General features: G+C 67.3%; 27 protein-coding genes and 1 pseudogene. 12 read left to right on the top strand and 16 right to left on the bottom strand.

The annotated features are described in order from the left end of the window. Window positions 1-6 precede the first annotated feature (6 nt). Window positions 7-591, bottom strand: a complete 585-nt coding sequence (petA, locus tag ACE5C1_RS16000; protein ID WP_374945066.1) for a ubiquinol-cytochrome c reductase iron-sulfur subunit — start codon at window positions 589-591, stop codon at window positions 7-9. 177 nt (window positions 592-768) lie between these two features. On the opposite strand from petA, the gene ACE5C1_RS15995 reads away from it, so the two are divergent. The 3 genes from ACE5C1_RS15995 to ACE5C1_RS15985 all read left to right on the top strand — a co-directional run bounded on the left by ACE5C1_RS15995 (window position 769) and on the right by ACE5C1_RS15985 (window position 2,706). Next, complete coding sequence (locus tag ACE5C1_RS15995; protein ID WP_374945065.1) at window positions 769-1,215, top strand: tRNA (cytidine(34)-2'-O)-methyltransferase; 447 nt, start codon at window positions 769-771, stop codon at window positions 1,213-1,215. A 64-nt stretch (window positions 1,216-1,279) separates the two neighbouring features. Next, window positions 1,280-2,122: an oxygen-dependent coproporphyrinogen oxidase gene (gene hemF, locus ACE5C1_RS15990; RefSeq protein WP_374945064.1), complete on the top strand. Its 843-nt coding sequence runs from the start codon at window positions 1,280-1,282 to the stop codon at window positions 2,120-2,122. After that, complete coding sequence (locus ACE5C1_RS15985) at window positions 2,113-2,706, top strand: GNAT family N-acetyltransferase (RefSeq protein ID WP_374945063.1); 594 nt, start codon at window positions 2,113-2,115, stop codon at window positions 2,704-2,706. The genes hemF and ACE5C1_RS15985 overlap by 10 nt, the downstream gene beginning before the upstream one ends. Here ACE5C1_RS15985 and ACE5C1_RS15980 read toward each other — a convergent pair. Together ACE5C1_RS15980 and ACE5C1_RS15975 are read right to left on the bottom strand one after the other, a co-directional pair. Further along, window positions 2,685-3,437, bottom strand: a complete 753-nt coding sequence (locus ACE5C1_RS15980; RefSeq protein WP_374945062.1) for a hypothetical protein — start codon at window positions 3,435-3,437, stop codon at window positions 2,685-2,687. The two genes, ACE5C1_RS15985 and ACE5C1_RS15980, sit on opposite strands and share 22 nt — an antisense overlap. After that, window positions 3,434-4,252 carry a glycerophosphoryl diester phosphodiesterase membrane domain-containing protein gene (locus ACE5C1_RS15975; protein WP_374945061.1) on the bottom strand — a complete coding sequence of 273 codons (819 nt, stop codon included), beginning with the start codon at window positions 4,250-4,252 and terminating at the stop codon, window positions 3,434-3,436. Before ACE5C1_RS15975 ends, ACE5C1_RS15980 begins: the two co-directional genes overlap by 4 nt. A gap of 83 nt (window positions 4,253-4,335) precedes the next feature. Here ACE5C1_RS15975 and lipB point away from each other — a divergent pair, with 83 nt between their 5' ends. The 3 genes from lipB (at window position 4,336) to ACE5C1_RS15960 (ending at window position 6,333) form a co-directional block, all read left to right on the top strand. After that, complete coding sequence (lipB, locus tag ACE5C1_RS15970) at window positions 4,336-5,007, top strand: lipoyl(octanoyl) transferase LipB (protein ID WP_374945060.1); 672 nt, start codon at window positions 4,336-4,338, stop codon at window positions 5,005-5,007. A 94-nt stretch (window positions 5,008-5,101) separates the two neighbouring features. Further along, window positions 5,102-5,377 (top strand): hypothetical protein, encoded by a 276-nt coding sequence (locus ACE5C1_RS15965; protein WP_374945059.1) that lies wholly within the window; start codon window positions 5,102-5,104, stop codon window positions 5,375-5,377. A 311-nt stretch (window positions 5,378-5,688) separates the two neighbouring features. After that, complete coding sequence (locus ACE5C1_RS15960) at window positions 5,689-6,333, top strand: hypothetical protein (protein ID WP_374945058.1); 645 nt, start codon at window positions 5,689-5,691, stop codon at window positions 6,331-6,333. Window positions 6,334-6,340: 7 nt separating this feature from the next. Here the strand turns inward: ACE5C1_RS15960 and queE are convergent, their stop codons facing one another. From queE to ACE5C1_RS15935, 5 genes are all read right to left on the bottom strand, one after another. Continuing rightward, window positions 6,341-6,973 carry a 7-carboxy-7-deazaguanine synthase gene (gene queE, locus ACE5C1_RS15955; protein WP_374945057.1) on the bottom strand — a complete coding sequence of 211 codons (633 nt, stop codon included), beginning with the start codon at window positions 6,971-6,973 and terminating at the stop codon, window positions 6,341-6,343. Window position 6,974: 1 nt separating this feature from the next. Then, window positions 6,975-7,658, bottom strand: coding sequence for a 7-cyano-7-deazaguanine synthase QueC (gene queC / locus ACE5C1_RS15950; protein WP_374945056.1), 684 nt, complete (start codon window positions 7,656-7,658; stop codon window positions 6,975-6,977). A 262-nt stretch (window positions 7,659-7,920) separates the two neighbouring features. Continuing rightward, window positions 7,921-8,814, bottom strand: a complete 894-nt coding sequence (locus ACE5C1_RS15945) for an Hsp33 family molecular chaperone HslO (RefSeq protein WP_374945055.1) — start codon at window positions 8,812-8,814, stop codon at window positions 7,921-7,923. 134 nt (window positions 8,815-8,948) lie between these two features. Beyond that, window positions 8,949-9,866 (bottom strand): ornithine carbamoyltransferase, encoded by a 918-nt coding sequence (gene argF / locus ACE5C1_RS15940; protein WP_374945054.1) that lies wholly within the window; start codon window positions 9,864-9,866, stop codon window positions 8,949-8,951. A 138-nt stretch (window positions 9,867-10,004) separates the two neighbouring features. Next, on the bottom strand, window positions 10,005-11,195 hold the full coding sequence (locus ACE5C1_RS15935; RefSeq protein WP_374945053.1) for an aspartate aminotransferase family protein: 1,191 nt from the start codon (window positions 11,193-11,195) through the stop codon (window positions 10,005-10,007). A gap of 171 nt (window positions 11,196-11,366) precedes the next feature. Between ACE5C1_RS15935 and ACE5C1_RS15930 the strand changes: the two are divergent. Both ACE5C1_RS15930 and ACE5C1_RS15925 read left to right on the top strand, forming a co-directional pair. After that, window positions 11,367-12,013: pseudogene (locus ACE5C1_RS15930) on the top strand (AIM24 family protein). A gap of 80 nt (window positions 12,014-12,093) precedes the next feature. Then, entirely contained in the window at window positions 12,094-12,285 is a 192-nt protein-coding gene (locus ACE5C1_RS15925) for a hypothetical protein (RefSeq protein ID WP_374945052.1), read from the top strand. A gap of 416 nt (window positions 12,286-12,701) precedes the next feature. Here the strand turns inward: ACE5C1_RS15925 and parE are convergent, their stop codons facing one another. Continuing rightward, window positions 12,702-14,696, bottom strand: a complete 1,995-nt coding sequence (gene parE, locus ACE5C1_RS15920; RefSeq protein ID WP_374945051.1) for a DNA topoisomerase IV subunit B — start codon at window positions 14,694-14,696, stop codon at window positions 12,702-12,704. A 140-nt stretch (window positions 14,697-14,836) separates the two neighbouring features. Here parE and ACE5C1_RS15915 point away from each other — a divergent pair, with 140 nt between their 5' ends. Then, complete coding sequence (locus ACE5C1_RS15915) at window positions 14,837-15,703, top strand: outer membrane protein (protein ID WP_374945050.1); 867 nt, start codon at window positions 14,837-14,839, stop codon at window positions 15,701-15,703. Between the two features lie 246 nt (window positions 15,704-15,949). Here ACE5C1_RS15915 and ACE5C1_RS15910 read toward each other — a convergent pair whose 3' ends face one another. Beyond that, window positions 15,950-16,684 (bottom strand): GcrA family cell cycle regulator, encoded by a 735-nt coding sequence (locus ACE5C1_RS15910; protein WP_374945049.1) that lies wholly within the window; start codon window positions 16,682-16,684, stop codon window positions 15,950-15,952. 53 nt (window positions 16,685-16,737) lie between these two features. On the opposite strand from ACE5C1_RS15910, the gene ACE5C1_RS15905 reads away from it, so the two are divergent. After that, window positions 16,738-17,589 (top strand): ABC transporter permease, encoded by an 852-nt coding sequence (locus tag ACE5C1_RS15905; protein ID WP_374945048.1) that lies wholly within the window; start codon window positions 16,738-16,740, stop codon window positions 17,587-17,589. Next, the gene (locus tag ACE5C1_RS15900; RefSeq protein WP_374945047.1) at window positions 17,586-18,875 is read left to right on the top strand and encodes a serine hydrolase; all 1,290 of its coding nucleotides are present in this window, start codon (window positions 17,586-17,588) and stop codon (window positions 18,873-18,875) included. The genes ACE5C1_RS15905 and ACE5C1_RS15900 overlap by 4 nt, the downstream gene beginning before the upstream one ends. A gap of 43 nt (window positions 18,876-18,918) precedes the next feature. On the opposite strand, the gene ACE5C1_RS15895 is transcribed toward ACE5C1_RS15900, so the two are convergent. From ACE5C1_RS15895 to ACE5C1_RS15880, 4 genes are all read right to left on the bottom strand, one after another. Beyond that, window positions 18,919-19,431, bottom strand: coding sequence for a hypothetical protein (locus tag ACE5C1_RS15895; protein WP_374945046.1), 513 nt, complete (start codon window positions 19,429-19,431; stop codon window positions 18,919-18,921). A gap of 16 nt (window positions 19,432-19,447) precedes the next feature. Beyond that, window positions 19,448-20,221, bottom strand: coding sequence for a LysR family transcriptional regulator (locus ACE5C1_RS15890; RefSeq protein ID WP_374945045.1), 774 nt, complete (start codon window positions 20,219-20,221; stop codon window positions 19,448-19,450). 148 nt (window positions 20,222-20,369) lie between these two features. After that, window positions 20,370-20,768: a Co2+/Mg2+ efflux protein ApaG gene (gene apaG / locus ACE5C1_RS15885; RefSeq protein WP_374945044.1), complete on the bottom strand. Its 399-nt coding sequence runs from the start codon at window positions 20,766-20,768 to the stop codon at window positions 20,370-20,372. Beyond that, entirely contained in the window at window positions 20,765-21,973 is a 1,209-nt protein-coding gene (locus ACE5C1_RS15880; RefSeq protein WP_374945043.1) for a trans-sulfuration enzyme family protein, read from the bottom strand. The genes apaG and ACE5C1_RS15880 overlap by 4 nt, the downstream gene beginning before the upstream one ends. Window positions 21,974-22,035: 62 nt before the next feature. Here ACE5C1_RS15880 and ACE5C1_RS15875 point away from each other — a divergent pair, with 62 nt between their 5' ends. Next, the gene (locus ACE5C1_RS15875) at window positions 22,036-23,268 is read left to right on the top strand and encodes a phospholipid carrier-dependent glycosyltransferase (protein ID WP_374945042.1); all 1,233 of its coding nucleotides are present in this window, start codon (window positions 22,036-22,038) and stop codon (window positions 23,266-23,268) included. A 7-nt stretch (window positions 23,269-23,275) separates the two neighbouring features. On the opposite strand, the gene ACE5C1_RS15870 is transcribed toward ACE5C1_RS15875, so the two are convergent. Continuing rightward, window positions 23,276-24,379 (bottom strand): glycosyltransferase family 2 protein, encoded by a 1,104-nt coding sequence (locus ACE5C1_RS15870; protein WP_374945041.1) that lies wholly within the window; start codon window positions 24,377-24,379, stop codon window positions 23,276-23,278. Further along, window positions 24,376-25,428, bottom strand: a complete 1,053-nt coding sequence (leuB, locus tag ACE5C1_RS15865; protein ID WP_374945040.1) for a 3-isopropylmalate dehydrogenase — start codon at window positions 25,426-25,428, stop codon at window positions 24,376-24,378. Before leuB ends, ACE5C1_RS15870 begins: the two co-directional genes overlap by 4 nt. Window positions 25,429-25,437: the final 9 nt, after the last annotated feature.

Raw genomic sequence — 25,437 nt, 5'->3', positions numbered from 1 at the left:
AGTGCCTCAGCCGACCGTGACGGTCGTGTCGGAGTTGAAGGTGTATTCGGGAACGAAGAGGTTCTTCGGTGCCGGGCCCTGACGGATGCGCGCCGCGGTGTCGTAGGCAGAGCCGTGGCATGGGCAGAAATATCCGCCGAACGGGCCGCGATTGTCGCCTTCGTGGATGCCCAGCGGGATGCAGCCGAGATGGGTGCAGACGCCGAGCGTGATGAGCCAGTTCTGCTTGCCCGCCTTGGTCCGTTCGGCGAGCGTCTGCGGATCGCGCAGCGACCCGATGTCGACCGCATTGGCCTCCGCGATTTCCTTCGGCGTCAGATTGCGGACGAACAGCGGCTGTTTGCGGAAGGTGGTGACGATGCCCTGCCCGGGTTCGATCTTGCTGACATCGACCTCCGTGGTCGATTGCGCCAGCACGTCCGCGCTTGGGTTCATCTGGTTGACCAGCGGCAGCACGATCGCGACCGCGCCGACGCCCGCGAAGGCGACAGCGGCGATGTTGATAAAATCACGGCGGCGGGGATCGTGGACGTCCTCGTTGAACGGCTCGGGCGATTCACCGGGAGGAACCATGTCTGCGTCAGTCGCCATTCACCTGGACCCGTTACCTTGAACTTGGAAAGCCTTGCAGCGGACCCGCCGTGCTTTCGCGCGACTGCCCGCTTCGATGCCCTTCGGTCCCGCGAAAGGCACGGGCCTGATAGACGCGGACACGCGGGTTTGCCAACAGCATTTGTGGGGACGGACCGGTCCGCGGGAGGGAGACGGATGCGCATCGCCTTGTACGAACCCGACATCGCGGGAAATGTCGGCACGATTCTGCGCACCGCGGCATGCTTCGGGGTGGCGGTCGACGTGATCGAGCCCGCAGGCTTTCCGTGGAGCAGCCGCTCGCTGGCGCGCGCGGGTATGGACTATGCGAGCCGGGCCGAGGTGGCGCGGCATGCCGACTGGGCGGCGTTCCGGAACGCGACGGACGGGCGGCTGGTGTTGCTGACCACGACCGGGGCGATCGACCTGCCCGAGGCACGGTTCGAGCGCGACGATGTGTTCGTGTTGGGTTCGGAAGGGTCGGGCGTGCCGGACCACATTCACGCCGCCGTCGACCTTCGGGTGCGGGTGCCGATGCGAGACGGGTTCCGCTCGCTCAACGTCGCAGCCACCGCGGCGATCGTGGTGGCGGAGGCCATGCGCCAAACGGGATGGGTTTTGTAGGTCCTTTTCGAGCTTGTTCGGGGAGGAATTGCGGTGGGCTCGCGGCTTGCGTAAGCCTTTCCCCATGCACCCGCTCGACCCGCAACAAGCCGCCGCACGCACCTGGTTCGAATCGCTGCGGACGCGGATTTGCGCCGTCTTCGAGGGCATCGAGCGCGAGGCCGGGTCGGACGCCGCGTTCGACTATCTCTCCTGGGACCGCGTCGATCCCTCGGGAGAGCCGGGCGGCGGCGGCGTGCGCGGGGTGATGAAGGGGCGGGTGTTCGAGAAGGTCGGGGTCAACGTATCGACCGTCGGCGGCACGTTCGAGGGCGACTTCGCCAGGTCGATTCATGGCGCCGGCGAGAACCCGGCGTTCTTCGCGACCGGGATCAGCCTGGTCGCGCACATGGCCAATCCGCACGTCCCCGCGGTGCACATGAACTGCCGCTATCTGGTCACGACCAAGCGCTGGTTCGGTGGCGGCGCCGACCTCAATCCGCCGCTGCCGGTGGCCGAGGACACCGCCGATTTCCACGCAACGTTGCAACGCGTGTGCGACGCCCATGACGCGGAGTATTACCCCAAGTTCAAGGCGTGGGCGGACGCGTATTTTTGGCTGCCGCATCGCCAGGTCCACCGCGGCGTCGGTGGCATTTTCTTCGATCACTTGGAGAGCGGGTTCGATGCCGACTTCGCGTTCGTGCGCGATGTCGGCGAGGCGTTTGTCGACGCCTATCCGCGAATCGTGCGGCGGCGCATGCACGATCCGTTCGACGAGGCCGACATCGCGGCGATGCGGGCATGGCGGGGGCGCTACGCCGAGTTCAACCTGGTCTACGACCGCGGCACGCTGTTCGGGCTGAAGACCGGGGGCAACATCGACGCGATCCTGATGAGCCTGCCCCCGGTTGCGACATGGGACTGACGCCGGTCGCGGCGGATCATGTCGCGACGGTGGTGACCTCGCTCGAGATGACGCAGCGACCGGCCTTGAGGCCCCTTCCCGCCTCCCCGCTGCGGCTGGTGACATGGCAGCGACCTGCGCCGGAGCGATATCGCGCGCTGTTCCGGCGGGTCGGCGCGCGGTGGCTCTGGTATTCGCGCCTCGCGCTCGACGATGCCGCACTCGTGCGAATCGTCCACCACCCGCGCGTCTCGGTGTTCGCGGTGGTGGATCGCGCGGGAATCGAAGTGGGCATGGTCGAGCTCGACGTCCGAACCGCAGGCGATTGCGACATCGCCTATTTCGGGCTGGTGCCCGAATTGGCCGGGCACGGGCACGGGCGATGGCTGATGGCCGAAACGCTGGCACGGGCCTGGACCGCGGGGGTCGTCCGGGTGCGGGTGAACACCTGTACGCTGGATCATCCGTCGGCGCTCGGCTTCTATCGCGCGCAAGGGTTCGCGGCGACGGCGCGCACGCTGGAGACCTTCCCCGATCCGCGCGCGCTGGGACTGCTGCCGCCCGACGCGGCACCGCAAACGCCCTATCTGGCGAGCCGCCGGTAGAGCGCGACCTGGGCGAGTGCGAGTACGAGTGCTGCCACCCACGCCACCCCGGCGGCGGCGGCGTCGATCATCGCGAGCAGCACCGGGTTGGCGAAGGTGCCGGCGCGAACGCCGTGCTCGGCGGCGATCACCGATGCGCCGAGCACCTGCCCGCCGACCATCGCCGCGCCGACCAGCAGCCCGATCGCCAGCCCGTGGCCGCGGGTGGATCGCCAGCTGCGCGCGATCGCAGTCACCGCGCCGGTGCCGCGTTCGCCGATCACCACCGGGCCGATCAGCACGGTGCGGGCGAGGACGTAGACGATGGCGGGCAGCACGACGACCGGCGCGAACGGGATCGAGAGCGCGATCAGCGCCACAACTCCGCAGGGCAGCGACACCAGCGCCGTGGCGAGGAACGCGCGGGGGAACAGCAGCGCGGCGCGCGCCAGCGCCGCACCGGTCGCGCGCGTAGGCGCAGCGTAGAGCGAGACGATCGCGAGCGCACCATATTGGCCGACGAGCGTGGCAGCAACGTACCAGCCGCCATAGGCCGCGATCCAGGGCTCGAGCGCCTGGGCCCACGTCTCCACGCCCGTACCCGGCGCACCGGCAGGCATCGGTGGGACAAGCAGCAGCAGCGCATATTGCGGCAGGAAGACCAGCAGCGCCGACACCGGCGACAGGATCGCCCGGTCGCGCCGCCACAGCGCGCGGACATGGCGCAGGATCGCGGCGAGATCGAGCGTCATGCGAAAACCGCCGCCACCCCTCGCTGCGTCACCGCGACGTAGAGCTGCGCGGTGAAAGCGGCGGCGATGACGGAGAAGATCGTCGTCACCACGCCCGCGGCGGCGGCGGCCAGGAAGGCGACGGTGGCGGAGCTGTCGAGCAGCAGGCCGAACACCGCACCGGTGATGAACTGCGCGGCACTGACCGCTACTCCGATGACGACCAGATAGAGCAGGACCACCCCGACGAGCCGCCACGTCAGTCCGCGGGTCAGCTCCCACGAGCGACGGAATGCGCCGAGGCCGCGGCGTTCGTTGAGCACGACGGCATTGGTCAGCACCAGCCGCACGCCGATCAGCAAGCCGGCGATCAGCAGCGCCAGCGCATAGAGTGCGAGGAACGCGGCGGTGCCGCCACCGATGTCGGGCAGCGTTCCGCGCGTCCCCATTGCGGTGAAGTCTGCGCCCGACAGGCCGACGACGACCCCGACCGGCACCAACAGCATCATCACGACCAGGATCGCGACGATCGTGACTGCCAGCGCCACCGGGAAGCGAGCGGTCGCCTGGCGGGTCGCATCGGCGTGGGTGGTCGCGGGATCGGTGGCGACTGCCAGCAGCGCCAATTGGCCCCACAAAGCGATGAGCGCGGCGACGATCGCGAGCAGGCCACCCGCCAGCGCGAAGCCGGTCGAGCCCGGCGTCAGCAGCAGCGTGACCGCATCGCGCACCAGCGCGGGCAAGAACAGCGTCGACGCCGCGATACTCGCGAGCACGCCGGTGCGCCCGCGCACGACGTCCATCGCCCGATCCCACACATTGCTCATCGAAACCATGCCGACCCCCGTTCGCTTGCGCGGCACCTAACGCACCGCGTGCCGGCTTGCCAGCGCGGCCGTGCTGCGCGAGAGCGTCGTCCGTGCCGAACCCGCCCGATCTTGCCGATATCGACTGGCGCGTGGAGCCGCGGCTTGTGCCCTACCGCCAAGCGCTCGCGACGATGGAGGCGCGCGCCGCGGCCGTGCTGGCGCGGGAGGCACGCGAGTTGATCTGGTTGGTCGAGCACCCGCCGCTCTACACCGCGGGGACGAGTGCCGACCCCGCCGAGCTGATCGAAGCGCGCTTTCCGGTGTTCGCCAGCGGGCGCGGCGGGCGGTACACCTATCACGGGCCGGGGCAGCGGGTGGGGTATCCGGTGCTCGACCTGGCGCGGCGCGGCAAGGACGTGCGCGGCTACGTCCATGCGCTCGAAGGCTGGGTGATCGCTGCGCTCGCACGCCTCGGCATCGCGGCGTTTCGCGCCGAGGGGCGGGTCGGCATCTGGACGGTGGATGACGGGAAGGAAGCCAAGATCGGTGCGATCGGAGTCCGGGTGCGGCGCTGGGTGACGCTGCACGGCTTCGCGGTCAACGTCGCCCCCGACCTGACGCATTTCGGCGGCATCGTGCCGTGCGGACTGCCGGATTTCGCCGTGACGAGCATCGCGCGGCTGACCGGCGCCGGCGACATGGCAGCACTGGACGCCGCGCTCGCCGCAACGGTTCCGGCATTCCTGCAAACTCTTTCTTGCCCGCTGAAAAACGAGGCTTGAGGGCAACCCCCGAGTCGTTTAATGTCCACGTTGATTTGGGGCTTTAACGGGGCCAGCGAGGCCTTTTCCAAATCCTCTATCTAGGGAGCTTCCGATGCGTGCACTGATTTCCAAGGTTCTGACCGGTTCGATGATCGCGGGCGCCGCTCTGGCGGTTTCGGCTTGCGGTCCCAAGACCGACACCACGACCGAGAACACGATGGTCACCGACATGAACGCCACCGAGGGCATGGACACCATGACCGACAACATGACCGCCGTCGATGGCGCGTCGAACGGTGGCATGATGGCGAACGACAGCGGCATGATGTCGGGCGGCAACGACACCATGATGATGTCGAACACCACGACGACCACGAACGCGATGTAATCGCACATCGAAGCACGGGCCCGGCGTTGCTGGGCCCGGTTTTCGGGCAAGGGCCGCTCGGGCGAGCGCTCGGCAAAGCATGACTTTGCCGGACGCATCGACCCGGGTGGCCCTTTGCTTTTGGGGCGCACCACGGATGCTGTCCCGGGCGATGCGACGAAGCGCTTCGTCGCATCGTGGTTAAAAAAGCGTTTGGGCCCGAGTCGAAAAGGCCGTAGAATCACGGGCCTGGGCTTTTCGGGGACGGTGGGATGAGGGTTGTGCGTAACGTCTTGGGGGGATGCGCTCTGGCAGCGGCGGTTTTGGCCGCAATGCCGGCCACCGCGCAATTCTATCTCCAGCCAAAGGAAATGGCGGGCACGCCGGTGAAGGGCGACGAACCCGGCATTGCGCTGCCCCTGCCGGGCGCGACCGACGCGGAGCGGCGCGCAGGACTGGTGTGGACGATGCGCGCGGCGCTCAACGTCGCCGCGCTGCAATGCCAATTCGAGCCGACCCTGCTGACCGTCGGTCACTACAACGGCATCCTGCTCGATCACGGGCCCGAGCTGAAGGGTGCCTTCGACACGCTCACAAAATATTTCATCCGGACCGCCAAGACCAAGGCGGCGGGGCAGTCCGCGCTCGACCAATATGGCACGCGCACCTATTCCGCGTTCGCCACAGTGGCCGCGCAACGCAATTTCTGTGAGACCGCGCACATGATCGGGCGCGACGCGGTGTTCACCCCGCGCGGCCATTTCGGTGAGCTGGCCGAAACGCGGATGCGCGAATTGCGCAATAGCTTGGTGCCCTACGGCGAGCAGATGTTCCCGCGCTACATGCGGCTCAGCACCGTGGCGACCCCGGTTCCCCGGCTGGAGGCGATCTGCTGGAACAAGAAGGGCGAATGGGTGACCAAGAAGTGCGGCGCGCAGAACTGGCCGCCGGTGGGCGTCGGGATGGCGGCGCGGTAGGCCGAGCCTATCGTATCCCCAGAAGCTTGTGGGTCTGCAGCGTCAAGCGCCACCACGGCCGCGCCATCACCAGTGCCATCGCGTCGCGGTGGTTCGCCGCCGCATCGGCATCGTCGAGCGGCTGGATGAGCCGGTGCGCGAAATCCCAGCGTTCGACGGTGTCGAGGTCGATGCCCGCCTGCGGCCACACCAGCTTCAATTCGTCGCCGCGCGTCTGGACCACGTCGGCCCCCGCCTTGGGGCTGATGCACACCCAATCTATGCCGGGGTGGACGGCAAGCGTGCCGTTGCTCTCGATCGCGATCCGAAAGCCTGCGGCGTGGAGCGCCAAGACGAGCGCGTCGTCGACCTGAAGCATCGGCTCGCCCCCCGTCAGTACGACGAAGCGGTGATCGCGCCCCTCCCCCCAATGCCCTTCCACCGACGCGACGAGGGTCGCGGCATCGACGAAACGCCCGCCGCCCTCACCGTCGGTGCCGACGAAGTCGGTGTCGCAGAAGCGGCACACCGCGGTTGCGCGGTCGCGCTCGCGCCCCGACCACAGGTTGCAGCCGGCAAAGCGCACGAACACCGCGCGGGTGCCCGCATTCACCCCCTCGCCCTGAAGCGTCAGGAACATTTCCTTGACCGCATAGGCCATCTCAGGCGGCGTAGCGCGTCGGATCGGCGACGCCCGCCTCGACGAACCCCTTCGCGCGCAACCGGCAGCTGTCGCAGGCGCCGCAATGCAGCCCTTCAGGGGTCGGATCGTAGCACGACCAGCTGAGCCCCATGTCGAGGCCTAACCGTGTACCCTCCAGCACGATCTGCGCCTTGGTCATCGCTTGCAGCGGCGCGTGGACGCGAAAGCGCTCGCCCTCCACGCCGGCTTTGGTCGCCAGTTCGGCAAGCGTCTCGAACCCGGCGATGAATTCCGAGCGACAGTCGGGATAGCCCGAGTAATCGAGCGCGTTGACGCCGATGCACAGGTCGCGCGCGCCCGCCGCCTCGGCCCAGCCGAGCGCCAGGCTGAGAAAGATGGTGTTGCGCGCGGGCACGTAGGTAACCGGGATGCCCTCTCCCACCCCGTCCTTGGGCACCGCGATATCGGCGGTCAGCGCCGATCCACCGAAGGTCGACAAGTCGAGCGGCAGCACGATGTGACGCTCGGCGTCGAGCATGTGCGCGACGCGCCGCGCGGCGGCGATCTCGATCTGGTGGCGCTGGTTGTAGTTGATCGACAGCGCGAGCAGCCGGTGGCCACGGCTCCGCATCATCGCGGCAGCGACCATGGAGTCGAGCCCGCCCGAGACGAGCGCGACGACGAGCGGTTGGGATGTTGACATGATCGTCGGCGCGCTAGGCCAGACTGGGCTGGACCGCAATGCCGAGGCACCCTGCAAGGCCCGCAAAAGAAGGGCCGCCCGAAAGCGGCCCAGTACGAGCGTTGCCGCCCATCAAGGGAGAAAACCGTGCCGAAGAGAAGCACGTCCTGCGCCCATAGCGCACGAGCGTTAACAGATCATCAAAGAAACCAGGGTGCCGGGTACAAATAAACCAATATAAAGAAAGAACATACGTTTGTGTAAGGAATAGACGAGCGGCGGCTCAGGAAGGTATCGGGAACTTGGTCGCACAAAAAGCGCAGTCGACCTCGATAACACCGTTATCGTCTGCCATCGACCGCCGATCGTCGTCCGAGAACTTGGCGAGCACCGATGCGACGTGATCGGGCGTGCACCGGCATCCGCGCGCCAGCGTGGTGCGCGCGAGAACGCGGACGTCCTGCTCCTCGTTGAACAGCCGCCAGACCAGCGTCTCCAGCGGCAGCGCGGCGTCGGCGAGCTCGTCGACCCCCATCGTCGATCCCAGCGCCTGGACATGCTCCCATGCGGGATGGTCGAGCCGGGTATGGAGCCGTTCGCGCCCGTCCTCGCCCTCGGGCAGGTGCTGGAGGAACAGCCCGCCTGCGACATGGCGCCCGTCGGTACCGCGCCGCACGCCGATCCGCACCAGCGTCGGGATCTGCTCGGACTGAACGAAATAGCTCTCGACCGCTTGCGCCAGCGTCTCGCCGTCGAGCGGCACAATGCCCTGATAGCGCCCGCCGGTGGTTTCGAGATCGAAGGTGATCGCGAGATACCCCTGCCCGAACAGCGCGAACAGCGTCGGCTGCTCGGGCGCGGCAGCCAGTTTGTCGGCGTCGTACTGGATGTATCCGCGCAGCTCGCCGCCGCGATAGTCGCAGACGAGCAGCTGAACGACGCCGTTCTCGGTGCGGGTCTGCATCGTCAGCTGGCCCGCCGCATCCTTCAGCGTCGATCCGACCAGCGCGACGAGGGTCAGCGCCTCGGCAAGCAGCGCCTCGATCGCGGGTGGATAGGCGTGCGCGGCGAGCACGGTGTCGAGCGTGGGCCCGAGGCGAACGAGTCGGCCGCGGGCGCTGCGCGACGGGATGGCGAAGCCCAGCGCCTGGTCGATTTCGATAGTTTCTGTAGACATGCTCGGGCGATATGGGTTCCGGCTGCGCAGGTTCAACGTCCTGCTGGCACTACCCCATCGTTCGCCCTGAGCGAAGTCGAAGGGCATGGGACTCAGGTGCTTCGACTTCGCTCAGCACGAGCGGGAAAGGGACTTCATCCGATCTGGCCGAAGCACCAGCGCAGGATGGATTTCTGCGCGTGCAGCCGGTTCTCCGCCTCCGCCCAGATCAACGATTGCGGCCCGTCGATGACCTCGGGCGTCACTTCCTCGCCGCGGTGGGCGGGGAGGCAGTGGAGGAACTTCGCGTCCGGCTTGGCGAGCGCCATCAGTGCGGCGTCGACCTGATACGGCGCGAGCGCCGCTAGCTTGGTCTCGGCATGCGCTTGGCCCATCGAGATCCAGGTATCGGTGACGACGATGTCGGCGTCCTCGACCGCCTCACGCGGCGACGCGACGACGCGCGCGCGGCCCGAGGCGCGGACGATCGCTTCTTCCTCGGGGGCGAATCCTTGCGGGCAGGCCGCGACGACGTCGAAGTGCATCAGCGACGCCGCTTCGACGATCGAAGCGAGCACGTTGTTGCCGTCGCCCAGCCACGCGACCTTCAGGCCGGGAAGCGCCTTGCCCGCTTCGATCATGGTCAGCAGGTCGGCCATGATCTGGCACGGATGCGAAGCATCGGTGAGGCCGTTGATGACGGGCACGCTCGCGTAATGCGCCATTTCCTCGACCTTGGCATGATCGTCGGTGCGGATCATGATCGCGTCGACGTAGCCCGACAGCACCCGCGCCGTGTCGGCCACGCTCTCGCCGCGGCCGAGTTGCATGGTGCCTGCATCCATGACGATCGAAGTGCCGCCGAGCTGGCGGATGGCCATGTCGAACGACACGCGGGTGCGCGTGGAGTTCTTCTCGAACACCAGCGCGAGGACGTACCCGGCGAGCGGAGCGTCGGCATCGGGCCTGCCCTTGGGCCATCCGGTGCGCGCGGCCTTGCGGTCGAGCGCGTCGGCCAGCATCGCGGCGATGCCATCGGAGCCGGCGTCGGCGAGGTTCAGGAAATGGCGCATTACAGTTCCTCTCCCTTCGGGAGAGGGAGGGAGGAGCGAAGCGACGGAAGGGTGAGGGCGACTGAAGAACGATACGTCGCACTCACCCTTCCGTCGCCGTCGGCGCGGGCCCATTCCCTCTTCCGGAGGGAGAGGGAGTTAGTCATCGCTCACCGGCACATACACCCGCGCCGCGTCGCTCAGCTTCTCGACGCATTCGGCGATGTGCGTCTCGTCCACTACCAGCGGCGGCAGGATGCGGACGACGTTCTCGCCCGCCGACACCAGCAGCAATCCGTAGTTGTCGCGGCAATGTTCGACGAAGCGGCGGCTGTCGCTCTTGAGCTTCAGGCCGAGCATCAGGCCGTGGCCGCGCACCGAATCGAACAGGTGATCGTGGTTGGGGATCATCTGCTCGAGCGACGCGCGCAACCGCGCGCCCATCGCCTCGACGTTCGCCAGGAAGCCGTCCGCCAGCACCACGTCGAGCACCGCTCCGGCCGCCGCCATCGCCAGCGGGTTGCCGCCATAGGTCGACCCGTGGGTGCCGAACACCATGCCCTTGGCGGCTTCCTCGGTCGCCAGGCACGCGCCCAGGGGAAAGCCGCCACCGATGCCCTTGGCCACCGACATGATGTCGGGGGTGATGCCGTACAGTTCGTGCGCGAAGAATTTGCCCGTCCGGCCGTAGCCGCACTGGACCTCGTCCAGGACGAGCAGCAGGCCGTGCTCGTCGCAGGCCTTGCGCAGCCCGGCCAGGAACTCCGGCGTGGCGACGCGGATGCCGCCTTCGCCCTGGATCGGCTCGACCAGGAACCCGGCAACGCTGTCGTCGATCATCGCCAGCGCACCGTCCAGATCGTTGAACGTCGCGTATTTGAAGCCGGGCAGCAGCGGCTCGAACCCATCGCGCATCTTGGCCTGGTTGGTCGCCGAGATTGCGCCCAGCGTCCGCCCGTGAAACGCGGTGTCGAAGGTGATGAGCGTGTTGCGCTCAGGATGGCCATTGGCGAAATGATAGCGGCGTGCGGTCTTGATCGCGCATTCCACCGCCTCCGCGCCCGAATTGGTGAAGAACACGGTGTCGGCAAAGGTCGCATCGACCAGCCGCTGCGCCAGATGCTCGCCCTGCGGGCTGCCGTAAAGGTTGGACACGTGCATCAGCGTCGCGGCCTGGTCGGCGATCGCCTTCGTCAGCGCGGGGTGGGCGTGGCCGAGCGCGTTGACCGCGATGCCGCTGGCGAAATCGAGATATTGCGCGCCGTCCTCGCCGTAGAGGTACACGCCCTGCCCTCGCACCGGACGCACCCCGCACCGCGGATAGACGGGCATCAATGGGGTGATCGGCACGAGCGGTTCCTTCCTCCAAACGAGAAGGGCGACCGATGGGCCGCCCGAGCCTTCCCATAACGGCGCGCCCTCGACCGGGTCAACACGGTTGCGCCTCTGTAGTGTGTTGCCTTGCCAACACACATCTGAAATCGAGGAGGGCGATCCGTGTCAAGCCACCCCTAGTCCCACATACGCAGCGCGGGCGTTGCCGACGACATCGGCTTCGAGCCCGAGGGCAGGAGCTCCAGTTCGTCGAGATCGAGCTCGACACCGACGAGAGCGCGATCGCTGAAGCCGGCGCGTTCGTCTGTAAGGACGCCAATATCGAGATGACGACGGTGTTTGGCAACGGATCGGCGGACCAGGGCGGCGGCTTCATGGGCAAGCTGCTCGGCGCGGGCAAGCGGCCGGTGACGGGGAGAGCCTGTTTATCACGGGCCTCACGCATCAGAGGCACGGTAAGGCACGGGTCGCCTTGGCCGCGGCGGAGCCCGGCGCGATCCCGCCGATCCGGCTCGGTGACTTGGACGGCACGCTGGTTACGGAGTAGCGAGGAACTCCACGTCGATACGGGCTGACTCGCCGCCTACACGCCGGGCGTCGACTTGGACCTGGTCAGCATCGGCGGGATCAAGTCGATGATCGGCGGCGGCGAAGGCGTGTTCTTCGCCCGGCTGCGGGGCCCGGGGACGGTGTGGATTCAGTCGGTGCCCTTCTCACGGCTTGCCGGGCGGATGCTGGCGGCTGCGGGATCGCGTGGCGGGGGGAACCGGGGCGAAGGGTCGGTGCTGGGCGGACTTAGAGACTTCATCGGGGGAACGATCAAAATAGTTTAACTGCCGCGGCTCTCGGCTATCTCGCTTGCGCCTTCGCAAAGAGATGATAGCTTCGCGCCTCCTCTCATAAGGAGCCATTCGTGAAGGACACGTTCAAGCAAGCCATAGGGTTCATCGATAGCGCAATCTCAAGCGCCGGACGTTGTGACGAGATCGCTAATAGAGCTGCTGCACGCGGCGACAGCGCTACAGCGGCAAGTTATCGGGGCAAAGCTGACGCGCAGATCACTCGGGCTGAGACGACGATTGCCAACCAGATGAAGAAGCTCTGATGACTGCTGGTGGTGCCCTGGCCAGCCACGACGGGCACCACCAATACGCTGTACTCTGCAATTTCTTCAAGCTTCTGGCTTTCAGGCCAGAAATCCACTCTTCACCGTAGATAGTCGCGATGACGCAGCTAGGTTTAGGTTCGTGACGGCTTGATCTGGTGTCCTTCCGACAGCGATCCAGCCCGGCGGATTTGCCCAGAACTCCGCGGCCTCGACGTCGCCGCCACAAGGGCCGTCACGCATTACCCAAGCTGCACGGGATGTTTCATTTACTAGCGCATCTGCGTTACGCACGGCAAACCAAGCGCCCCCGCTATACACGCCGCGGTACCGATCAACGAACACCGCAACAGGCCAATCTTCAATGTTGATGTCCATGCACCGATAGTAATGATGCCGACGCGATCATCAACGCGTCAAGCGTCGATCGCCTCGTCCTCCACCCGCGCCGCATTCTCCTGGATGAAGGCGAAGCGGTGTGCGGGGTTGGTGCCCATCAGGCGGTCGACTAGGTCCCTCACCCCTGCCCGCTCCTCATATTCCTGCGGCAGGGTGATGCGGAGCATGCTGCGTTTGGCGGGGTCCATCGTCGTTTCGCGCAATTGCTGGGGGTTCATCTCGCCCAGCCCCTTGAAGCGCGCGACGTCGACGTGTCTGCCCTTGAACACGCCGCGTTCGATCTTCTCGCGCTCGGCCTCGTCCATCGCGTAAAGCGATTTCGCCCCCGCGGTCAGCCGATACAGCGGCGGTTGCGCGAGGTGGAGGTGGCCGCGGCGGACGAGTTCGGGCATTTCCTGGAAAAAGAACGTCATCAAGAGCGTCGCGATGTGCGCGCCGTCGACATCGGCGTCGGTCATGATGACGACGCGTTCGTAGCGCAGCAGATCGGGGTTGCAGTCCTTGCGGGTGCCGCATCCCAGCGCCTGGATCAGGTCGGCGATCTCGCTGTTTGCCGCGATCTTGGCGCTGGTCGCGCTGGCGACGTTCAGGATCTTGCCGCGGATGGGCAGGATCGCCTGCGTCTTGCGGTCCCGCGCCTGCTTGGCGGAGCCGCCCGCCGAATCGCCCTCGACGATGAAGATCTCGGTGCCCTTGGGATCGTCGGTCGAGCAATCGGTCAGCTTGCCGGGCAGCCGCAACTTGCGGCCCGAGGTCGCCGTCTTGCGCTTGACCTCGCGCTCCTGCTTGCGGCGCAGGCGGTCGTCCATCCGCTCCAGCACATAGCCGAGCAGCGCCTTGCCGCGATCCATGTGAGACGCAAGGAAATGATCGAAATGGTCGCGGACGGCGCGCTCGACGAGCCCCGCCGCCTCGGGACTGGTCAGCCGATCCTTGGTCTGGCTCTGGAATTGCGGTTCGCGGATGAAGACCGACAGCATCAGCTCAGCCCCGACCATCACGTCGTCCGCGCTCAAATCCTTCGCGCGCTTGTCCTTCACCAGATCGGCAAAGGCGCGGAGCCCGCGGACGAGCGCCTGCCTGAGCCCCTGCTCGTGGGTGCCGCCGTCCGGCGTTGGAATGGTGTTGCAATACCAGCTGAAGCTGCCGTCGCTCCACAATGGCCAGGCCACCGCCCATTCGACCCGGCCCATCGCCGTGCCGGGAAAGTCCTGAGTCCCGGCGAAGAAGTCGCTGGTCGCGCATTCGCGGTCGCCGATCTGTTCGCGCAGATGATCGCCGAGCCCGCCGGGGAACTGGAACACCGCCTCGGCGGGCGTGTCGTCGGCAATGAGCTCGGGCGCACACTTCCAGCGGATTTCCACGCCCGCGAACAGATACGCCTTGGAGCGCGCTAGGCGGTACAGCCGTGCAGGCTTGAACAACAGTTCGGGACCGAAAATCTCGGAATCGGGAATGAAGGCGACCGAGGTACCGCGGCGGTTGGGCGTGTGGCCGAGTTCCTCCAGCGCGCCCATCGTGACCCCGCGCGAGAAGCGCTGGCGGTACAATCTGCGGTCTCGCGCGACCTCGACGACAGTATCCGACGAGAGCGCGTTGACCACCGACACGCCGACCCCGTGCAGTCCGCCGGACGTCGCATAGGCTTTCCCTGCGAACTTGCCGCCCGAATGGAGGGTGGAGAGGATGACCTCCAGCGCCGACTTGTTGGGAAACTTGGGGTGCGGATCGACCGGGATGCCACGGCCGTTGTCCACGACGGTCAGCCGGTTGCCGGGCTCCAGCGTCACCTCGATCCGCGTCGCATGGCCCGCGACCGCTTCGTCCATCGCGTTGTCGATCACCTCGGCGGCGAGATGGTGGAGCGCGCGCTCGTCGGTGCCACCGACGTACATGCCGGGGCGGCGGCGGACGGGCTCGAGTCCCTCGAGGACTTCGATCGACGACGCGTCGTAGCTGGAAGACGGTGCGGGCGAGATTCCGGATGTGGAGGCGAAGAGGTCATCGGCCATTGCCGGCAGCTATACCGCGTCCGCCGCCAACTGCAAAACTGTTGCCGTTTCGCCACATGCAAAAAGGTTTTCCCACAGCCGGGATATTTCGGTGTATGCTCGTGTTCCGTCGACGACTGCAACACTTCTCGGGAGTTCCCATGCGAAAGATCTTCATTGCCGCTCTGGCAGGAACCATGCCGCTGGCGGCGGCACCCGCCTTCGCCCAGGACAGCAGCGACACGCCGTTCTCCGGTATCTATGTCGGTGCGTCCGGCGGCTATGATATCCAGAAGAACGATGTCGGGGCCAGCATCCTGTTCGACCGCAACCTGGATGGCGGGTTCCGCGACACGGTTACGACCCCGACAGGCGCCAATGCGTTTTCGACCGGCTTCTGCAACGGCAGCGCGCGGACTCAATTGTCGCCGGCCGCGGGCGGGTCGTGCCGCAACGACCGTGACGGCTGGTCCTATTACGGCCGGGTCGGCGTCGATCACCAGTCCGGTCCGATCGTTTATGGCGCGGTCGGCGAGTTCGGCCGCTCGGAGATCACCGACAGCGTCACCGGCTTCTCGACGACGCCCGCCAGCTACGTGATGACGCGCAGCGTCGACTGGGAGGCCTCGATCCGCGGTCGTGCGGGCTTTGCGGCGAACAAGACGCTATTCTATGGCACGTTCGGCGCGGCTTATGCCAAGATCGACAGCTCGTTCGCGACGACCAACACCGCCAACGCCTTCGCCACCAGCGGCAAGAACCGGCAGTGGGGCTTCATCGGCGGTGGCGGCATCGAGCAGAAGCTGACCCCCAACATCTCGATCGGCCTGGAATATCTTTACCACGAATACCAGGACAACGATTTCCGTGTCCGGGCGACCGCAGGCGCCGGAATTGCGGGAAGCCCGGTCTTGCTGGCGGCCAACCCGTTCGTGCTCGCGCCGAATACCCGGGGGACCGACTTCCGCCGTTCCGACCCGCAGTTCAGCTGGAATTCACTGCGCGCGACAGTGGCGTTCAGGTTTTAAGGCGCAGCGCGGCTTGCAGCGCCCCCGCTGCAAGACTCGCGCAAGCGCGGCCAGCGTAGCGCCAGCTACGACTGACGACGCGGCTTTGCCGCGGCGCTGTGACCAACGAAAAGCCCGCCGGTCTCGCGATCGGCGGGCTTCTTCATATGTGGCCCGATCACCGGCAAAGCCGGCGATTCGTCGACCGCGGCTTGGGGCCGCGTCGGCCGTTCGGCGGGCCCAGCGCGCGTGGACCGCGTCGCGGTCCTATCGTGCCCTGGGCCCGCCGAATGGCAACGGCGGCGGCGGCCGCCGGTCGCGCCGGGGCAGCTGCGCCTGATACGCATGCCCGCAGTGCGAGACGCAATAGGGAAACCCGGGGTTCACCTTCTCGCCGCAAAAATGGAAATCGGGCTCGCCGGGATGCCCCAGCGGCCATTTGCAGATGCGGTCGTTGAGCTCGAGCAGACTCGTCTTGCCCGCGATCTCCGCCGAAGGCTTGGCGGGAACCAGGCGGCGCGGCGGCGCAGGGGTGCTGGGCGGCTGCTGCTCGCCGGGTGCCTGACGCAGGAACCCGCCCGGGCCGACCGAGCGCAGGATCGGCTGCGGCGGCGCGGCCGGAGCAGCAACGGCCGCGGGGGCCTCCAACTCCTCCTCCTCCTCCTCCTCGTCATCCATATCGACGTCCGTCTCGGGCGCAGGTGCGGCGCGCACGACGGGTTCGATCACAGGCGGCGCGGGCGGCGGTGGCGGAGGCGGCGCGGCAGCGATCGGTGCCGGCTCGACAGGTTGCACCGGCTCGACAGCCTTGCCCGGCTCGGCCACCTTCACCGGCTCGTTGGGCTTCACCGGCGACGGACGCGCCTGCAGCCCCAGCCGGTGCGCCTTGCCGATCACCGCGTTGCGGCTGACCCCGCCCAGTTCCTCGGCGATCTGGCTCGCGGTCTTGCCCGCTTCCCACATGCCCTTGAGCGTATCGATCCGCTCGTCGGTCCACGACATTCCCGTTATCCTTACATTGCGCGCAGCGTGGCCAGCGACTACCGCAGTGCGGCATGTCCAGCCAGTCCCCCATCGGCGAGAAACCTTCAGCGATCCGTTCCGCCCCCGGCGTTCCCACGATCAGGAGCGTCAATTGGGGTGGGCTGACCACGCTCTATATCAAGGAGGTGCGCCGGTTCTTCAAGGTGCAGCTCCAGACGATCTGGGCGCCCGCGATCTCGCAACTGCTGCTGCTGGTGGTGTTCACGACCGCACTCGGCGCGCGCGGAGAGGTCCATGTCGGCGGCGCTGTCGTTCCGTTCGCGGACTTCATCGCGCCCGGGCTGATCGTGATGGGGATGCTCAACAATGCCTTCGCCAACGCCAGTTTCTCGCTGCTCGTCGGCAAGATACAGGGCACGATCGTCGATTACCTAATGCCGCCGCTGTCGACCGCCGAGCTGCTCGCGGGGCTGGTCGGTGGCGCAGTCACGCGCGCGTTCTGCGTCGGCGGGGCGATCTGGCTGGCGATGGCGCTGTGGCCCGGGGTCCACGTCACCCCGCAGATGCTGCCCGCGATCGCGTGGTTCGGGCTGCTGGGATCGGTATTCATGGCATTGCTCGGGCTGCTGACGTCCATTTGGGCGGAGAAATTCGATCATGCCGCCGCGGTCACCAATTTCGTCGTCGCGCCGCTCGCTCTGCTGTCGGGCACCTTCTATTCGGTCGATCGGCTGGCGCCTGCGTTCCGCGCGGTGAGCCACCTCAACCCGATCTTCTACGTCATCTCGGGCTTTCGCTACGGGTTCCTGGGCGCCGCGGATTCGCCGGTGCTGCTCGGCAGCGTCGTGATCCTGGCGATCGACGTCGCGCTCGGGCTCGCCTGCTACCTGCTGCTCAAGAGCGGCTGGAAGCTTAGGAATTGAGGGCGCGCCCGCTCGCCCTCCTCGCGCTCGCGCCCACGGTCGCGCAGGCGCAGGCACCGGCGCCGGTTGCCAAGGCCCCCGCAACCCCGCTCCAGAGCCGCGTCGAGGCGCTGGTGGTGCTGTTTGCAGGTGGCGGCGATTTCGAAGCGGATTTCGCCGACCGCTTCCGCGCCGCTATCTCGCCCGAGCAGATGGCGGTCGTCACCGCCAAGCTGCGCGACCAGTTCGGCAAGCCGCTCGCTATCGAGCGCGTACAGGCGACCGGCGCTTGGCTGGCCGACGTCACGCTCGGCTTCGACCACGGCACCGCATCGATCACCCTCCAGATCGAGCCCACCGCGCCGTACCGCATCATCGGCTTGCGGATCACCGGCACGCAGTACCGCGACGACACCTTCGCGCACATCGCCGCCGACCTGCGCGCTTTGCCGGGGTCAGTCGGCTTCGGCGTCTATGCGCTGGAGGGCCGCGGGCCGCGGCCGGTGATCGAGGTCAACGCCGGCGGCGTGGCGCCGATCGGGTCTTCGTTCAAACTGTGGGTGCTCGCCGAAGCGGTGCGCCAGGTCCGCACCGGCATGCGGCGGTGGAGCGACGTGGTGACGCTCGGCCCCCGCTCGCTGCCCAGCGGCCAGATGCAGGCATGGCCCGCGGGGGCGCCGGTGACGTTGCAGACGCTGGCGACGATGATGGTGTCGATCAGCGACAATACCGCCACCGACACGCTGATGGCCACACTCGCCCGGGCGCGGGTCGATGCGATGGTCGCGACCGTCGGCGTGGCCGATCCGGCGCGGACGCTGCCGCTGCTGACGACCCGCGAGGCCGCGGCGATCAAGGCCGACCCCACGCTGCTCGCGGCGTGGACCCGCAGCGGCGTCGCCGGGCGGCGCACCCTGCTGCTGGCCAACCGCGCGAAGATCGCAGCCATGCCGCTCGACGTCGCGATGTTCGACGGCGCCCCGGTCGCTCCCGACGGGGTGGAATGGTTCGCGTCCCCGCGCGACATGGCGCGCACGCTAGACTGGCTGCGGATGCACGGCGACGGCCCGACCCAGGCGATGCTGGCGATCAACCCCGGCATCGCCCCGGGCAGCGCGCGCGCCTTCGGCTATGCGGGGTATAAGGGCGGGTCGGAGCCGGGGGTGATCGCGATGAATCACCTGCTGAACACGCGCGACGGGCATTGGTATGCCGTGACGGGGAACTGGCATCGGGGGGACGCGGCGGTCGATGACGCGGCGTTCGCGGCGATCATGGCGCGGGCGGTGGCGCTGGTGGCGCGGTAATATCGAGCATTAGCAGCGGAGATAGAACTCCCAGCTAGGGCTACTATCGACGCTTCTTTTTCAGTTTAGATGGATCGGATCCATCCGGATTGAACCCGCATCTGACCAGCATATCGTCAACGATTGCATCGGGGGTGCTGTAGCTGAAGCGAACATCTACCGCATCGGCGTCGAAATTTGCCGATCGTATAAAGACGGTACTGCTGCCCTTCATTGCAATAATGAATTTGATAGGATCAGTTCTATCGGTTTCTGATGTAACTTCGCGATCGTGCGAGTACCAGCGCACTGTTTCAGGTGGTCGTTGATCGAATCGATATTGGACGTCTGTACCGCCTAAAATTAATCCGGGCTGATTGTTACCAATATAGCGGTTGTAGTGAACTACAACACGAATTGAGGACCGTTCGGCTACGTTATCGCAGCCCATCGCTAAATACTCGTTGCCGCCGCCCACGATGGCGTAAACTGATTTAGCGTCACTGATCGGATCGGCGCGCTCCACGATTCGTAGCTGACCGCCAGCAACGGCGGCAATCAATAAGGCTGCAATCATTATGATACCCTACCTTCTATCCCGCCAGCGCCTCGACCAGCGCCTTGACCTTGGCCTGCCGCCATTGCGGGAGTGGGGCGACCAGCCAATAGCCTCCGTGCGACGGCACGGCGTCGCCCAGCATCGTCACCCGTCCCGCGGCGATGTCGCGTTCGGCGAGCATCTGCGGCACCATCGCGCGGCCCAGCCCCGCGGCGGCGGCGTCGATCGCCAGGCCAGCGTCGGCGACGCGGATGTGCGCCTCCAGGCCATCCCAGCCGATCGTCGTGTCGGGCGCGCCTTCGACCGCGACGGTGACCATGCCGTCGGATTCGATCGCCTCGCCCTCATGCTCGCCGGGGCCGTCGCCCCAGCGGATCGCGAGGTCGAGGTTGGCTTGGGCGAAGTCGACGCCGTCGGTGTCCGACAGCAGGACGAAGCGCACGTCGGGCTCTCGCGCGGCGTAGGCCGCCAGGCGGGGGAGCAGCCACTTTTCGGTCAGGTCCCTCGGGGCGGCGATGGTCAGCGACTTGGACGATTGCCCCGCCTGCATCGCGCGCACCGCTTCCTCGAAGTGGAGGAAGCCGTCGCGTAGAGGTGCCAGCCCCGCCTCGGCCTCCGGCGTCAGCTCCAGCCCGCGGGTGGTGCGGCGGAACAGGACGACGCCCAGCGTGTCCTCCAGCGCGCGGATCTGCTGCCCGACCGCGGCGGGGGTGACCGCGAGCTCGTCGGCGGCGCGGGTGAAGGACAGGTGGCGCGCGGCGGCGTCGAGGACGCGCAGGCCGTTGAGGGGGAGGTGGGTGCGCTTCATGAACGCGCGCCGCCTCTCGCTTCGGCTTTCACCCCCTTTGTCACCCCAGCGAAGGCTGGGGTCTCCCCAACGGCGCGCGTGACCCTCTCCACAAGGAGACCCCAGCCTTCGCTGGGGTGACGGATATGGGGCGAGCAGGCGGCGAGCCTCACTGCAGCACCGCAGGCGCAATCAGCATGAAGCGCGGGATCGCGGCGTCGAACGCCGCGCCGTCCTCGCCGACCATCCGGTAGCTTCCCTGCATCGCGCCGGTCGGGGTCGAGAGCGGGCAGCCCGAGACGTAGTCGTAGGCAGCGCCCGGTGCGATCATCGGCTGTTCGCCGACGACGCCCTCGCCTTCCACGGTATGCCGCGCGCCGCGGCCGTCGATGATGACCCAGTGGCGGGTGAGGAGCTGGACTGCGGCGTCGCCGTCGTTCTCGATGCGGATGTGATACGCCCAGAACCAGCGCCCGCGCTCGGGCTCGGACTGTTCGGCCAGATAGCTGACCGCGACGCGGACGGTCACACCGCGGGTGGTCTCGTGATAGGGGAAGAGCGCCTTCACAGGCCTGCCGCGCTCAGCGCGTGATCTAGATCGTCGATCACGTCCTGCGGGTCTTCAAGGCCGACGTTGAGGCGGAGCATCCCTTCGCCGATCCCCATCTCGCGGCGCTTGTCCTCGGCGACGCTGGCGTGGGTGGTCGATGCGGGATGGGTCATCAGCGAGCGCGAATCGCCGATGTTGTTCGAGATGTCGACCAGTTGCAGCGCGTCCAGCACCGCGTGCGCCTGGATACGCCCGCCGTCGAGCTCGATCGCGAAAATCGGCCCGCCCGCATCCATCTGGCTGACCGCGAGGTTATGCTGTGGGTGGCTCGGCAGGAACGGGCATAGCACCCGCGGCACCCGGCCTTCGAGGAAGGTCGCGACCTTCAGCGCGTTCTCCGACTGACGGCGGATGCGCAGGTCGAGCGTCTCCAGGCCCTTCATCACCACCCAGGCGTTGAATGGCGACAGCGTCGGCCCGGTGTTGCGGGTAAAGGGCAGCAAAGTGTTGTCGATGAAGTCCTTCGACCCGCACACCGCCCCCGCGAGCACCCGCCCCTGCCCGTCCATCATCTTGGTCGCGCTATAGGCGGTGACGTCGGCCCCAAACTCCATCGGGCGTTGCAGCGCGGGCGTCGCGAAGGCGTTGTCGACCACCGTCACGATCCCCCGCTCGCGCGCGACGTCGCACACCGCCTTCAAGTCGACGATGTCCATCGTCGGATTGGCGGGAGTTTCGAAAAAGAACACCTTGGTCTCTGGCCGCACCGCGTCGAGGAACGCCTGCGGATCGCGCGCATCGACCACCGTCGTGGCGATGCCGAACTTCGGCAGCAAGGTATCGGTCAGCCAGCGGCACGACCCGAACGCGGCGCGGCCGCCGACCATGTGATCGCCCTGCTGCAACTGGCACAGCAGCACCGCGGTCATCGCCGCCATGCCCGTCGCCATCGACCGGCACGCCTCGGCGCCTTCGAGCAGCGCGATCCGCTCCTCGAGCATCTCGACCGTCGGGTTCTGGAGGCGGCTGTAGGTCATTCCGACCTGCTCCCCCGCGAACCGCGCCGCCGCATCGCCCGCGCAATCGTAGGCATAGCCCGATGTCAGGAACAGCGCCTCCGACGTCTCTCCCCATTCCGAACGCGCGGTGCCGCCGCGGATCGCCTTGGTCGCGGGGCGCCAGGTCGAGGTGATGCTGCGGTCCTGCCCGGTCTTGCGCTTCATGGGTTGCGCTTTGCCGCGAAGGCGGGCTTGCCGCAAGGGTGAGGCTGTTGCAGGCGTGCCCGATGCAGCGCCTTGCGTCCCGCCCCCTCCCCGTTGCGCTTGCGCTGGGTGCGCTGGCGCAGGCGCTGTTCGCGTGGAGGCTGACCACCCCGCACACGCTCGTGTTCGACGAGGTCCATTACGTCCCCGCCGCGCGTACCCTCGCCGCGCTGTCCGGCCCGGCGAACATCGATGATCCGCTGCTCGGCAAGGCCATCGTCGCGCTCTGCATCGCGGTCTTCGGCGACGATGCGCTCGGCTGGCGTGCGTTCTCGAGCGTCGCGGCGACCGCAGTAGTGATGGGTGTTTTCGCAATCCTGTGGCTGACCTTCCGCTCGATACGGACCGCATTGCTCGGCGGATTGCTGGTGCTCGTGAACTTCACCGTGTTCGTTCAGGCGCGGATCGCGATGCTCGATGGGTTCATGGCCGCATTCGTCGTGCTCGCGGTCGCGGCGATGCTGTGGGCGGCGCGCGGCCAAGGGCGAGCCGTCGCGTGGCGGTGGCTGGTTGGCGGGGTGCTGCTGGGTAGCGCGTGCGGGACGAAATGGACCGCGGTGCCCTATGTAGCCTTTGCCGCGCTGGCGTTCGTGGCGGTGAAGCGGACCTGCCCGCACGCCTGGCCGGGGCTCGGCTGGTTTCGGGCTTGGGCGATTCTGGGTGCCAGTGTTGCGGCGACTTACACCGCGACCTTTGCGCCCGCCTTCTTCTATGCGAGCGACCCGATGACGTGGCGCACCTTTCTGCCGTTCCAGGCCGACATGTATGCGCGCCAGACGCAGGTGCTACCCGCGCATACCTATCAGTCGGCGTGGTGGACGTGGGCGCTCGATATCCGGCCGGTCTGGTATCTGTACGAGCCCGTCGACGGCGCGCAGCGCGGAGTGTTGATGCTCGGCAATCCAGTCGTGATGTGGAGCGGGCTGGTCGCCGTCGCAGCGTGCCTTTGGGCTTGGGCGCGCGCGCGCGACGCCAAGCTCGGGCCGGTCGCCATGCTGTGGATCGGCAGCTATGCCGTCTGGGCGATCGTTCCCAAATCGCCGAGCTTCTTCTATTATTACTACCTGCCCAGCATCTGGCTTCCCGTCGTCATCGCGGCGGCGCTTCACCGGTACGGCCGCAGGCGGGTGTGGGACGAGGCCGTGCTGCTGGCCGCGGCCGCGCTGTTCGTGTGGTTCTACCCGATCCTCTCGGCGTCGGCGCTGTCGGGACCGCAGGCGTTCCAGCGGTGGATGTGGTTCGACAGCTGGCGGTAATGGCGGATCAGTAGCGCCCCCAGGTGAAACGCGACGACAGCGCATAATTCCACACAGCGCCGACGAGCACCCCGATCAGCGCCGAGGCCGCCCACGCGCCCTGACGGACGTCGTGAACGAAGGCGGCGATGCCGATGTTGGCGACCGCGCCGACCGAGCAAACGACGCAGAACGACATCCAACCGTCGAGCAGCGGGCGCCATCCCTTTAGCCGCCGGTCGCGGTAGGTGAGCGCGTTGTTAAGACAGAAGTTGAAGGTCATCGCGGTCATGGTCGCAATGATCGTGGCGAGCAGGAAACTGGTGCCGATCGCCCGAAAGAACAGCCACACGGTGGACAGATGCAGCGCCGCGCCGAGCGCGCCGATCGCGGAGAACATCGCGAAGCGCACCGGCACGAAGCGCCCGAACATCCGGTCGTACAGCGCGATCAGATATTCCATCGCAACGACGTGATCGAGCTTGCTCTCGCCAGCGGTGCGAACGCGAAAGGTGTAGGGCAATTCGACGAAAGCGAGCGGGCGCGGGCTGGTCGTCATGATGTCGAGCAGGATCTTGAAGCCGATCGCGGACAGATCGGGGACGATGGCGCGGACGACCGCGGTGCGGACCATGAAGAAGCCGCTCATCGGATCGGTCAGGTCCGCCTTCAGCACCCGACGAGCCAGCCGGGTCGCGAACGCGGACTTGGCGACGCGGTCGCGGTCCCACTCGCCGGTGCCGCCGCCGGCGACGAAGCGCGAGCCGATGGCGAGGTCGAGGCGCGGGTCGTCGTGCAGCGCGCCCAGCATCGCCGGGAGCAACGTCTCGTCGTGCTGGAGGTCGCCGTCGATCACCGCGACGAGCGGCGCGGCGGTGGCGCACATCCCCTCGATACACGCCGACGACAGGCCGCGGCGGCCGATCCGCTGGATGACGCGGACGCGTGCATCGGCGCGGGCGAGATCGCGGGCGGCGTCGGCAGTGCCGTCCGGGCTGTCGTCGTCAACGACGATCGCTTCCCACCGAATGCCCGTCAGCGCCGCGTCGAGCCTGGCGATCAGGACGGGAACGTTGGCGCGTTCGTTGAAGGTCGGAACGACGATCGCAAGTTCGAGGCGGTCGGCGGTCACTCCAGCCCCGCGAGCACCGCGTCGGTCATCGCTTCTGTCGCCATCGTGCCGCCGAGGTCGGCGGTGCGCGCACCGCCGAGGATCGCGGCGCCGACCGCGACGTCGATACGGTCGGCCGCTTGCGGGTCCCCGAGCGAATGACGCAGCATCATCGCCGCGGACAGGATGGCGGCGCACGGATTAGCCTTGCCCTGCCCGGCGATGTCGGGTGCCGAGCCGTGGATCGGCTCGTACAGGCCCCGCCCCTCGCCATCGAGCGCGGCCGAGGGCAGCATGCCGATCGACCCGGCGCACATCGATGCCTGATCGGACAGGATGTCGCCGAACAGATTGCCGGTGACGATGACGTCGAACTGGCCGGGATCGCGGACCATCTGCATCGCGCAATTGTCGACGTACATATGGGTGAGCGTCACCTCGCGGTAATCGCGGGCGACCTCGTTCACCACGTCGCGCCAGAGCTGCGAGGTTTCGAGCACGTTGGCCTTGTCTACCGAGAGCAGTTTGCGCTTGCGGGTCAGGGCAGTCTCGAAGCCGACGCGGACGATGCGCGCGATCTCGACCTCGTCGTAGCGCATCAGGTCGTAGCCTTCGCGCAGGCCCGTCTTGGTCATCCGGTGACCCTTGTCGCCGAAATAGATGTCGCCGGTCAGTTCCCGGACGATCATCACGTCGATCCGCCGTGCGATCTCGGGCTTGAGCGAGGAGGCATCCTCCAGCCCGTCGAACAGCCGCGCGGGGCGCAGGTTGGCGAACAGACCGAGCTCCTTGCGCAGCCCCAGGATCGCCTGTTCGGGGCGCAGATCGCGTTCGAGCGCGTCAAAGGCCGGATCGCCGACCGCGCCGAACAGCACCGCATCGGCGCGCTTCGCCAGATCGAGCGTGTCGGGCGGCAGCGGGTGGCCGGCCACACGGTAGGCCGCGCCGCCGACCGGCGCCTCGGTAAAGCGCAGGTCGAGCCCGAGCGCGTCCAGCACGCGGCGCGCCTCGCGCGTCACCTCCGGGCCGATGCCGTCGCCGGCGAGGATCGCAATCAACGGCGTGGCCATGTTCGTCCC

The organism is Sphingomonas sp. (genome assembly GCF_964263785.1).
Lineage (GTDB): Bacteria > Pseudomonadota > Alphaproteobacteria > Sphingomonadales > Sphingomonadaceae > Sphingomonas.
This window is presented reverse-complemented; position numbering and strand designations above follow the sequence as displayed.